6 protein-coding genes are annotated in these 12406 nt (G+C 61.7%); 4 read left to right on the top strand and 2 right to left on the bottom strand.

Translation table 11 applies throughout. From position 1 onward, the window contains the following. Positions 1 to 20 precede the first annotated feature (20 nt). Both ACO54Z_RS01220 and ACO54Z_RS01215 read right to left on the bottom strand, forming a co-directional pair. Positions 21 to 3059 (bottom strand): efflux RND transporter permease subunit, encoded by a 3039-nt coding sequence (locus ACO54Z_RS01220; RefSeq protein ID WP_485995373.1) that lies wholly within the window; start codon positions 3057 to 3059, stop codon positions 21 to 23. Positions 3060 to 3484: 425 nt separating this feature from the next. Beyond that, the gene (locus tag ACO54Z_RS01215; RefSeq protein ID WP_485995372.1) at positions 3485 to 4546 is read right to left on the bottom strand and encodes an efflux RND transporter periplasmic adaptor subunit; all 1062 of its coding nucleotides are present in this window, start codon (positions 4544 to 4546) and stop codon (positions 3485 to 3487) included. A 138-nt stretch (positions 4547 to 4684) separates the two neighbouring features. Between ACO54Z_RS01215 and ACO54Z_RS01210 the strand changes: the two genes are divergently transcribed. The 4 genes from ACO54Z_RS01210 to ACO54Z_RS01195 all read left to right on the top strand — a co-directional run bounded on the left by ACO54Z_RS01210 (position 4685) and on the right by ACO54Z_RS01195 (position 11723). After that, on the top strand, positions 4685 to 5572 hold the full coding sequence (locus ACO54Z_RS01210) for a siderophore ABC transporter substrate-binding protein (RefSeq protein WP_485995371.1): 888 nt from the start codon (positions 4685 to 4687) through the stop codon (positions 5570 to 5572). A 213-nt stretch (positions 5573 to 5785) separates the two neighbouring features. Beyond that, positions 5786 to 6007 (top strand): hypothetical protein, encoded by a 222-nt coding sequence (locus ACO54Z_RS01205; protein WP_485995370.1) that lies wholly within the window; start codon positions 5786 to 5788, stop codon positions 6005 to 6007. A 161-nt stretch (positions 6008 to 6168) separates the two neighbouring features. Beyond that, on the top strand, positions 6169 to 6372 hold the full coding sequence (locus ACO54Z_RS01200; protein WP_485995369.1) for a hypothetical protein: 204 nt from the start codon (positions 6169 to 6171) through the stop codon (positions 6370 to 6372). A gap of 131 nt (positions 6373 to 6503) precedes the next feature. Continuing rightward, a complete protein-coding gene (locus ACO54Z_RS01195; RefSeq protein ID WP_485995368.1) occupies positions 6504 to 11723 on the top strand; it encodes an alpha-2-macroglobulin family protein in 5220 nt (1739 codons plus the stop codon). The last annotated feature ends 683 nt before the right edge of the window (positions 11724 to 12406 follow it).

The raw sequence follows: 12406 nt of genomic DNA, 5'->3' as shown, positions 1-12406 counted from the left end.
TTCTCCGCTCAGGTTGGCCCCTACGCTTTCCGCCGCCGCAGCAACCGCCCCAAATCGTCCATCAGCGTGTACACCACCGGGATGACGACGAGGCTCAACAAGGTGGAAGTAACAAGCCCGCTGACCACCGCTGCCGCCATCGGCTGCGGGAAGGTCGGGTCGCCCCGTCCCCAGCCGAGCAGCAGCGGCGTCATTCCCGCGCCCATCGCCACGCTGGTCATGATGATGGGGCGGGCGCGTTTGTGGCAGGCGTCAATTAGCGCATCGTAGCGGCTCATGCCGTCGCGGCGTTCGGCGAGGATGGCGTAATCGACCAACAGGATGGAGTTTTTGCTGGCGATGCCCATCAGCATGATGAAGCCGATCATCGACGCCATGTTGATGCCGTCGCCGAGGATGATGAGCCCGGCGAAGGCGCCGCCGATGGAGAGCGGCAATGCCATGAGGATGGTGAAGGGTTGCAGTACGCGGTGGAAGAGCAGGACGAGGATGGCGTAGATGCAGAAGATGCCGACGCCCATCGCCAGCACAAATCCGCCGAACAGTTCTTTCATCATTTCTGCCTGGCCGATGTCGCTGGCGCGCACCGCTGGCGGCAGGTGTTGCATGGTTGGGGTGTTCTGGATGGCATCGACCAGTTCGCCCAGCGCGCCGTGGCCGACTTGGGTGGTGATGCGGATTTCGCGGGCGCGGTCAAAGCGGGTGATTTGTGCCGGGCCGCCGCTGAAGGCGAGGCGGGCGACGTCGCCGACACGGGTGTCGCCGCTGCCGACGGTCAAATCTTCCAGCGTCGCCAAATCGGCGCGCGCCGCTTCGGGCAGGCGGACGATAATCGGCAGTTGGCGGCTGTCGAGGTTGAGTTTGGCGAGGCGCTGTTCGTAGTCGCCTTGGGTGGCGATGCGCAGGGTGTCCGCCAGTTGCAGGGTGGTGATGCCCCGGTCGGCCATTTTCAGCGGGTCGGGGTAGAGGCGCAGCTCTTCACGGGCGAGGCTTTTGGTGCTGGTGACGCTGCCGGCGTTGGGCAGGGCGCGGATGTCGCGCATCAGCGCCTGCGCGGTGTCGTCCAGCAGTTGCGGGTTGTCGCTGGTGAGCGAGAGGATGTAGCCCGGCGTGCCGCCGTTACTCAAGCCCACGGTAAAGCGCGCGCCGGCGACGCCTTGCAGCCGCGCTTCGATGTCGTGTTCGATGGCGCTTTTTGTGGGGCGGGTGCCGCGCGGCGCGAGGACGATTTCGAGGCTGGCGCGGTGGCGGCTTTTGCCGCCGTTGTTGCCGATGTCACCGGTGATGCGGCCCACGGCGCTGAAGACGTGGGCGACGCCGGGAACGTCGGCAATCGCCCGCCGCGCCGCTTCGCTGACGGCAAGGGTGTCATCAAGGGTTGCGTCCGGGGTGAGCTCAATGCTGATGCGGGTCTGGTCCATGTCGTCGTCCGGCATGAAGCCGCTCGGCAGGTGGCTGACCAGCGCCAGCGAGGCGATGAACAGGGCGATGGTGACGATGAGCGTCGTCCAGCGCCAGCGCAGGGTGAGGCCGACGAAGGCGAGGTAGGCGCGCATCAGCGCGCTGTCGCGGCGTACCGTCTCGCGCGTCTCCGCCTTGAGGGTGTAGGCCGCCATCATCGGCGTCACCAGACGGGCGACGGCGAGCGAGAAGAAGACCGCGATGGCCGCCGTCCAGCCAAACTGACGGAAAAACTGGCCGATGACGCCGCTCATGAAGGCGGTCGGCAGGAAGACGGCAATCAGGGTGAAAGTGGTGGCGATGACCGCGAGGCCAATCTCGTCTGCCGCCTCCATCGCCGCCTCATAAGGCGACTTGCCGCCGCGCAGGTGGCGGATGATGTTCTCAATCTCCACAATCGCGTCATCGACCAGCACGCCGATGACCAGCGACAGCGCCAACAGCGAGATGATATTCAGGCTGAAGCCGAGCAGCCACATCACCAGAAACGCCGGAATCACCGACAGCGGCAGGGCGACGGCGGCAAGCAGCGTCGCGCGCCAGTTGCGCAGAAAGACAAACACCACCGCCACCGCGAGAATGCCGCCCTCAACCAGCATATCGAGCGAGTTCTCATAATCCTCCTCGACCGGGGTGGCGCGGTCATACACCTTGGTGATGGTGAATTGCGGAAAATCCGCCTGCACCCGCGCCAGCTCCGCCTCCACCGCCGCGCGCACCGCCGTCTCGCTCGCGCCGCGACTGCGCACAATCTCAAAAGCGACCACCGTCTCGCCGTCAAACAGCGCCAGCGAATCCGCCTCCGCCGCGCCATCGCGGATAACGGCGAAATCGCCGAGACGCTGCGCCCCGCCCGCCGCCTGAATCCGCAAATCGGCGAGCGCCGCCGCCTGCGTTTCCGCGCCCAGCGCGCGCACCGACTGCTTGCCGCCGCCAATCTGCGCCTCGCCGCCGGACGCATCGCGCTGCAACGCCGCCACCTGCGCCGCCACCGCACCAATCGGCAAACCGAGCGCCTTCAGCCGCAGCGGGTCAGGCAACACCTCCACCGTGCGCGACAGCCCGCCGATGCGGCTGACACTGCCGACACCGGGCAGGGCGAGCAGGCGGCGCGACAGGCGGTCATCGACAAACCACGACAGCGCCAGCGTATCCATGCCGCGCGCCGACACCGAAAACGTGAGCAGCGGCATCCCGCTCGTCCCCACCTTGGAAATCACCGGATCGAGCGCATCGGCGGGCAAATCACTGCGAATCTCGCCGACGGCGGAGCGCACCTCATCGAGCGCCTCCTGCAAATCCTTCTCCAGCCGGAACTCAACCACCGTGGTGGACAGCCCGGTCTGCAAGGCGCTGCGAATCTTCTTCACCCCGTCGATGGACGCGACGCGGCTCTCCACCTTCTTCGCCACATCCGATTCGAGCTGCTGCGGCGAAGCGCCGGAAAGCGACACCGAGACAATCACCACCGGAAAATCCATATCGGGAAACTGCTGCACCCGCATCGCACGAAACCCGTGCCAGCCACCGAGGGCAAGCAGGGCGAACAACAACACCGCGACCAGCGGATTGCGGATAGACCAGGCTGAGACGTTCATGAAACTTCCTTCTGACAATGACAACAAAATACGCGGTGGGGCGGGCATTCCCCCTCCCCCGTGGGGGAGGGTTGGGGTGGGGGCAGCAGGCGACCCGCAGCGCGACAAAAGCAAAACATAATTCCGTCGCCACTCGCTCAAAGCCCCGCCGTTCTACCCCCCTCCCTCGCAGGGCGAAGCCCGCAGCGGGGGAGGGACGGGGTGGGGGTAGCGCCAGTGATTCCGGCACCGATGCAACATCGTTCAACAACCACAACCCATCCAACCACCGCTGCCCGCAGTACCGCCAAACAGCTCCCTCCCCGGTGGGGGACTGGAACAGCTCGCGCGTAGTGCGAGAAAGTTGGGGTGGGGTTACTGGCGGCACTCACGCTGTTTATGGCGGAACCATTTACATACACACCGGGCGCTCAAGTGTATGTAAATCACCCGCCGCCCGCCGCCGCAGGCGCACCATCCACCACCCGCACCACATCGCTGTCCTGCAAAAAACTGCCGCCGCGCAGCACAAACCGCGCGCCTTGCGGCAGCCCGTCCAGCACCACGACGCGGTCGCCGAGCCGTTCGCCGAGAGTGAGCGCCTGCCTGCGCACGCGGTTATCCGCCTCCACCAGCACCACAAAATCATGACCATCCTCGCGCACCAGCGCCGCCGCCGGAATCGTCCACACCTCCTCCTTGCCCAACAAAAACCGCCCGCGCAACAACAAATTGGCGCGCAAATCCGGATGACTGTCGAGCGCGACCCGCACCACCACCCGCCGCGACTGCGCGTCCGCATCCGGCACGAACAGCCGCACCCGGCCGCCGACCTCCGCCGTGCCGACCGTGACCCGCGCGGGCGTGCCAACCTTCAGCCGTTGCCCGTCCTCCGGCGACACCTGCGCCTGCCACTCCAGTGCGCCATCGACCTGCAACACAAACAGCGGCGCACCAATCCCCGCCGTCATCCCGACCTGCGCCGGACGGCTGACCATCACCCCAGCGACCGGCGCGCGCACCTCTGCATAACCGAGGCGCAACTGCGCCAGCTTGCGCGCCGCCACCGCGCCATCCAGCACCGCCTGCGCCTCGCGCTGCGCCGATGCCGACTGCTCCGAATCACTAACGCTGACCGCGCGCTCCTGCACCAGCTTGCCCGCCCGCGCCGCATTGCGCTTCGCCTGGGCAAGCGCCGCCTGCGCCCGCGCCTCCTGCGCCTGCGCCTGCGCCAATTCCTGCTTCAGCGTGGCGGTATCAAACAGCGCCAGCACCTGCCCTGCCTGCACCCGGTCGCCAACATCGGCGTTGAGCTTGGCGAGCGACACCCCCGCCACCTGCGCATTGACCGCCGCGAGCTCGCGCGCGGCAACCACACCATCGGCGGCGAGCGAGCGCTCATGCGCGACCCGCGTCGCCACACCGACCTCCACCGCCAGCGCCTGCCCCGCCTCCTGCGCGCGCGCGGCAGTACATACCCACAGCAAAATGATCAGCCAACGAACCATGACGCACTCCTTCATCAAATCAAGCGACTGTCGCAGTCTAACAAAAAGCCACGGACAAAAATTGCGCAGCCGTCGCTTGCCAACCGTACCTGTTCGGTTTAGGTTCGCGTTTCCCTTCACAACCAACAGGAGCAACCCATGTTGAAAAAACTGCTGGCCACCGCCGTGGCTTCCCTCGTTCTCGCCGCGCAGGCGACGCCGCTGAAAACCGCGCAGGGCGACGTCGAAATCGCCAAAGTGCCGGAGCGCATCGCCGTCTATGACATCGGCGCTCTGGACACGCTGGTGGCGCTCGGACTCGGCGACAAAATCGTCGGCATCCCCGGCGAAAAATTCGCCGCCGATTTCGCCACCCCGAACGCGAAAGAAGTCGGCACCCTGTTCGAGCCGGATTTGGAAGCGTTGAACGCCGCCAAGCCCGACCTCATCATCGTCGCCTCGCGCTCGGCGGGCAAACTGGATGAAGTCAAAGCCGTCGCGCAGGCGGTTGATTTGAGCGTGCCGGGCGACAACGCCTATCAAGAAGGCCTGGCGCGGCTGGAAAGTCTCGGCGCGGTTTTTGGCAAAGAAGCCGAGGCGAAAAAAAACGCCGACGAGCTGAACGCCTTGCGCGACGCAGTCAAAGCAGAATCTGCCGACAAGGGCAAAGTGCTGGCGCTTCTGGTCAATGGCCCGAAAATCGCGCTCTACGGCCCGGATTCGCGCGCGGGCTGGCTGCAAAAAGAGTTGGGACTGCAACTGGTGCATAACGAAAAAATGAGCGGCCGCCACGGCGACCCCGTTTCCTTTGAATACATCGCGCAGGAAAATCCGGACTGGATTTACGCGCTTGACCGCCTCGTCGCCATTGGCGAAGACGGCGCCAGCGCCAAACAAACGCTGGATAACGAACTCGTCCACGGCACCACTGCCTGGAAAAAAGGGCAGGTGATTTATCCGCAAACCAAAAACGTCTATATCGACATTGGCGGCCCGACCGCCTTGCGCGCAACGCTGGAAGAACTGAAAACCGCGTTTGCGAAATAATAAAGATCAATATGCAGGGAGTATTAGAAACTGTTTGCAATTTGAATCCCCCCTCCCCTGCGAGGCGGGGAAGGGTCGGGGAGGGGGTGTAGAAAAGCGCGTAGCAACTATATCCAAAACGAAATGTAAACAGCCTCAAGACCAGTTCTGCAATCTGATCTGCATCATAAAAGACGTCCGCTGGTGCGGGCGTCCTGCTTCAAGGAGAACGTCATGAAAAATAAAAAACCACCCCACTGGGTCGCTTTTTTAGCCGGATTTTCCGTATCGGTCATTTTTGATTTTTTCTGGGATTATATTTATCCCAAAATGGGCGTTGAATGGAATGTCTATACCCGATATGCCATCGAATTAACCTTCCTGTTTGTTGTCATTATTATTGTGGCACTCTTTTATAAAAAGAGAGAAAAACGGCAGGCAGAAGAAAGCCAATAACGCAGCGTGAGCATCTGCCCCGCTATCACCGCCGCTTTAACGATGAGCAAGCGCGCCCTGCATCCAACATTTTTTAACGCCGTCCATCAATGATAAACCTATGGGATTTGCCCCAATCTTCCCGTCCGCTGACAAGCGTATTTTGATTCAAGGAGACAGTAATGAAAAATGACGTATTTTCCCTGCTGACCGGTCTTCTGATCGGATTTTTGCTATCTGCTGCATTCCGTTTTTTCTGGAAGCATATTTATCCCCATATGGGCGTTGAATGGAATGTCTATACCCGATATGCCATCGAATTAACCTTCCTGTTTGTTGTCATCATCATGGTTGCCCTTTTCCATCAAAAAAGGCGGCAAAAGTAAGTCGACAAAAAGCGGTGCGCCACGGCGCACGTTATGGCGGCGGCGACAAACCCCGCTACCCGGCATTGCATATCGCCCGCCGGACGTTTTTGTTAAAATCCGCACATCGTTATCACCACATGGAGTTCGTTATGTTCCGCAAAGCCCTGCTCGCCGCCATGATTGGCGCCATTTCCCTCGCCCACGCCACCGCCCGCTGGAATGAGGAAACCCTCGCCGCCGCCCGTCAGCAGGCGGAAATGGAGTTGAACCAGTTTCTGAAGGACGGCAGCGGGCCGCTGGCCAAGCTGAATGGTTCCAATATTGAGCAGTGGTTGCAAAGTGCCATGTACGACAAGGACAAAAACTACAATCCGATTAAGGATTTTTCCCACCTGTACCATCGCAAGGAACTGCTTGACAAGTTCATTGTTAATTTTAATAAGAACGATGTGGACGACCCCTACCGGGAAATTGCGCTAAAGGCGTTGCGTGCCTCCTCGCTGGAAATCAGCCAGTCGCTGGCAGACTATTACAAAGATACCGTTGCCCTGTATGGCCGGATTATGGACAACGACAATGAGAGCGTACCGTTTGCGCTCAAGTCGCTGGAAGATTTTGAGAATACAATCGTCAAAGAAGCACTCGCCAAAGCGAAAGATATGCACAAGAAATATGGTCTGCCGCTGGATGAATCGCAAATCGTGGGTGATGGTCAAAAAAATGCCCAATATTTGCGCGATAAATATGCTTTCTACCTGCACGATGTAGAGGTCAATACAAAGCGCAACGACAAGCCACAAATTTGTCTTGTATTTCGCTATCCTGTGCTGCCTGAGCCGCAACAGGATTGGCGCAGCCTTATCAGTATTAAACCCGAAGATGAAGACAAGCCTGCCGGAATCAGTGAGCCGCGTTATGCGGGCAATAGTATTTGTTATGTGGCAGAGTGGGATAGCCACTATACCGTACATATAGATCCAACACTTGCCGCGGAAAATCATCTGGAAATTGGCGGTGAAGGAAAAAAAGAAGATGTTTATACCGGCAACCGTGATCCAATGGTGCAATTTGTTAATCGTGGCAAAACGCTGGTGTTCGATGCCGATGCAGCACTGACGCTGGAAAGCAGTAATGTTAAAGAAGTCAAACTTACCCTCTGGCAAATCCCGGATACCAATCTCATCAGCAAAATGCGTGAGCTTATTGATGCCCCGCCGGGACTTGGTGCCGAGGGATTGGAGCAATTCCGGCTTCCCGAAAATGCCAGCAAAATCTGGGAAGGCAGTTTTGCCCCGGCAAAAGCGGAGCCAAACGCGATTGTGCAGAGCCGCATTGCTTTTGCCGACATGGCGGGCAAGGATGCACGCACCGGGATGTATGTGTTAATTGCAGACGGTGAGGACGTGAATTACGGTGAAGAAGCCATTATGAGCTTCACCGTCACCGACCAGGGCTTTACCGCCTACCAGACGCGCGACGGCCTGCTCGCCGAGTTGCGCGATTTGCGCAGCAACCAGCCCGTTGCCGGGCAGAGCGTTACCCTCTACGCACAGAACAACCGCATCCTTGGCGAGGTCAAGACCGACCTGCAAGGCATCGCCCGCTTCAGCGCCGCGCAGATTAACGGCGGTGGTTCGGACGCGCCGAGCCACCTCATCAGCCAGCACGACGGCCATCTCGCCTATTTGCGCGTGACCGGGCAGGGCATTGACCTTTCCGACAAGGGGCTTTCCGGCGCGCCCGCCGCCAACGAGACGCTGCAACACTGGAGCTGGCACGACCGTGGCGTCTATCGCCCGCATGACACCTTCAACGCCTTGTGGCTGTTCAAAACGCCGGAGGGCAAGGCGTGGCACGACAGCCCGCTGTGGCTGGAAATCAGCCGCCCCGACGACGCACTCGTCCACAGTCAGTTACTGGAAGCCGATGACAGCGGCGCTTACCGCTACAGCCGCGCCATTGCCAACAATGCCCGCCTCGGCGACTGGCGCATCCGCCTCAGCCTCGGCAAGGGTGGCACGCTGCTGGTGGATGAAACCTACCGCGTGGACAGCGTCATCCCGCGGCAAATCGAAACCGCGCTGACGGTCAAGGCCGATGACAAACGCGCGCAGTTTGACCTTAAAGCTGACTGGCTCTACGGCGCGCCCGCGGCCAATATGCTGACCGATGGCGTCTGGCGCATCGTCCGGGGCGATTTCGCCAAAACGTATCCGGCGTGGACGGGCTGGCAGTTTGGCCGCCACGACGAAGCCATTGCCCGCAGCGCCGAGCAGCGCATCGCCGCCGCCAATACCGACGCCGACGGCAAGCGCCACATCGAAGTGCCGTTCGCGCGCCCCTTCGACACCCGCCCGCAGGCACTGTGGGCGATGACCACCCTCACCGCGCCGGATGGCAGCACCATCGGCGCCGAAAGCGAAACCCTGCTGCCGCGCAAGGCGCCCTACGTCGCGCTCAAGGAAGGCGATGCCAGCGTGCAGGCAGCACTGGTCAATGACCAGGGCGAGGCGCAAAGCGGCGAACTCCAGTGGACGCTCTACCGCGTTGAGCGCGACTGGTACTGGTATTGGTACGACAGCGACTGGCGTTACGAAAAAAACGACAGCCGCCACCCGGTGAAAAGCGGCAGCGTCAGCGCCGACGGCAAAACCCCGGCAAGCATCGAACTGCCGCTGGATTACGGCATCTACGTCGTCGAAGTACGGGGCAAAGACCGCGAAAGCGCCGCCAGCCTCGAAATTACCCGTGGTTGGTACGGCACCCCCGGCACGAACAACCCCTCCACCGTCACCCTCGCCAGCGACCAAAAAACCTACAAACCCGGCGACACCGCCACCCTCACCCTTGAAGCACCCTTTGACGGCAAAGGCAGCGTCAAAATCGCCAGCCGCGACCGCATCATCGCCAACCACGACATCACCCTGAAAAACGGCAAGGCACAACTGCAAATCCCGTGGCAGGAAGGCTGGGAGCAGGGCGTGTGGCTGCTCGCCAACGCCTGGAACGAAAAAAGCGACGACCACAACCGCCGCGCCGTCGGCCTGCATTGGCTTGGAGCCGACCTGACCGCGCTGCGTCTTGCGCCGCAAATCAAACTGCCGGACAACCCGCTGCCCGAACAGCCGCTTGACGTTGAAATCAGCGTACCGGGGGCAGGCGCGGACACCTGGGTGAACGTCGCCGTGGTTGATGACGGCCTCTACCAGCTCGCCGCGCCGAGCTTCAGCGACCCGCTCGCCGCCTTCTACGGCAAAAAAATCCTCAACCTCGAACTCTACGACACCTTCGGCAGCATCATCCGCCAGACCAGCGCCCGCCTCGCCGCCCTGCGCAGCGGTGCCGACAGCGACAAAGAAACCGCCAGCGAACGCGCCGCCATGGCAGGACTGCCCGACCTTGACCTCATCCTCGTCGCCAACTGGAGCGGGCCGCTCCAACTCGACGCCGACGGCAACGTGCACTACCGCGTGCCATTGCCGCATTACAACGGCCGCCTGCGCGTCATGACCGCCGCCTGGAACGCCGACAAAACCGGCAGCGGCGAACAAACCGCCACCGTCAAGGCACCCGTGGTCGCCGAGCTGCAAAGCCCGCGCTACCTGAGCCAGGACGACAGCGGCGTCTTCACCCTGCGCCTGCACAACACCACCGAACAGACCAAAAACCTCAACATCGCCCTCGAAACCGACAAACTCGACCTCAGCGACCAACCGCCCGCCGCGCATACCCTCGCCGCCAACGAAGCCATCACCCTGCGCTACCCCTACCGCAGCAACCAGGCGGGCGACGCGCACATCAAGGCAGTCATCAGCGGCGACTACAACGAAACCCTCGAACGCCGCATCCCGGTACGCCCGCCGACCCTGCCGCTGGTACGCAACCAGTTCCGCCGCCTAGCTGCGGGCGAAACCCTCGAATTTACCGACCTTGCCGACGCCCGCCTCGCGCTCAACAGCGGCATCCCCTACCACGCCGACCGTTACCAAAAACAACTGGCGGACTACCCGCTCGGCTGCAGCGAACAAACCACCGGCAAACTGTGGGGACTGATTGGTGCGGCAACGCCAGACCACGCCAGCATCCATGAAGCCGAAAACCGCCTCGCCAACCTCGCCCACTACGACGGTGCTTACAGCATCTGGGGCAACGGAGAACCCAACCTGTGGCTTGCCGCCTACGTCGGCGAAGCGCTCGTACAACTGCAACAGCGCGAACTGCTGCAAAACCCGGTGCAACTGACCCGGCTGCTACAAAACCTGCGCGCGAACACCAACCGCAGCTACAGCAGCGACAGCGCCCACGATGACAGCTACGCTTACTACACCCTCGCCTACGCCGGCGAACCCGTACGCGGCAACCTGCTGCACTACCACCGCGATGCGGGCGACAAACTCGACCGCAACGACAGCCTTGACATCGCCACCGCGCTGGCGCTGCTCGGCGAATACCAGGCGGCAAGCGAGCGCCTTGGCGGCATAACCGAAAAAGAAAACAGCGACAGCTACCCCTACAGCAGCCGCGTCAGCCTTGCCGCGCACAACCTCGTCCGCCTTACCCAACTGCAAACCCTGTGGCAAGACGTACAAAACGACCCGAACCACACCGCCGACACCATCGCCAAACAGTACGCGGAGGAACGCGAAGCGCTGACGCGGGCGCTGGCACATGACAGCTACCTCAGCACGCAGGAACTCGCCTGGCTGGTGCGCCTCGCCACTGTCGCGCCCAAACTCGCCGCCGACACCACCGTGACCGTCAATGGCAAAACCATCACCCTCGCCGAACTCGAAAAAAGCGACTACAACGGCGCGGTGCGCATTACCAACCCCGGCAAGCAGCCACTGTGGCTGGACGCGCAGGACTTCCACGCCCCGGCGGTGGACGAAGCGAGCAGCCACGGCTGGAACATCGAACTGCGCTACGAAACCGCGGACGGCAGCACCGTGCTTGACCCGGCGAAACTGCCGAACAACACCGACATCCGCATCACCGCGACCTTCACCCCGGCCAAGCTCGACCGCTACGCCAGCAGTAGCGACCTCGTCTATACCTACCGCCTGCCGGCAGGCATCACCCTGAGCGCGCTACGCGACGACCGCGACGACGGTGCGAAAACAGAAGACAACAACGACCGCCGCCGTGAAGAAGACGATGGCAAAATCCGCTATCAGTACCGGGAAAACCGCGACGACCGCCACATCGCCGCCTTCACCCTCCGTGGCGAACCCAGGGCGTTCAGCTACACCATCCTTGGCCGCACCACCCGTGCGGGCACATGGCACGCCCCCGGCGCGACCATCGAAAATATGTACCACCCGGAAGAACACGCCCGCCAGGCGGTGCAAACCGTGGTGGTGGTGGAATAAAACCAGACCGCAACACAAAAACCGCCCTCCGGGGCGGTTTTTATAGCCTGTTTATAGTCTGCGGGTAAAAGCGAAATTCCCCCCCTCCCCCGCAGGGCGCGCAGCGGGGGAGCTGGGGTGAGGGTGGTGTTTCAAGTGAGCGGTGCTGGCGAAAGATTCGGCAACGGTTCTGCTCCCTCCCCCGCAGCGAAGCGCAGCGGGGGAGGGACGGGGCTTCCCATGAAAAAGGCGTCCGCCTTTTTCATGGGTACCCGGGGTGGGGGTAGCGCCCGTGATACAACCGCCGATGTTCTGTAGTCATAGCCGCAGGTCGGCCATTTATGGCCGACAGCAAAAAACGTCGGGCATAAATGCCCGACCTACAAATTTATAGCCATCCACCGAAAGTTTCAGACAAGGCGTGTCGCCGAAGACAGTACGCAGTTGTACGGCGAGGCGACGCAACACCGTATGAGGCTTTCGGTGGATGGCAATAAATTGCAGGGTGGGTTTTGACCCATCACCAACCGCATGGCTATAACTGACGCAGATTGGCCATCAATGTCCGGGCTGCGCAGATGCCCTGTTTTGCATCGGTGGAGAAACAGGCGAACCCCACCCCGTCCCTCCCCCACAGGGGGAGGGGGACAAAACGGCGGTATTTTGCGCGGTAGTCGGAGTTTCAAGTGAGCGAGATTCGGCAA

This window comes from Cardiobacterium sp. (assembly GCF_057314735.1).
The sequence above is the reverse complement of the archived record's forward strand: the minus strand, read 5'-3'. Positions and strand labels throughout refer to the sequence as shown.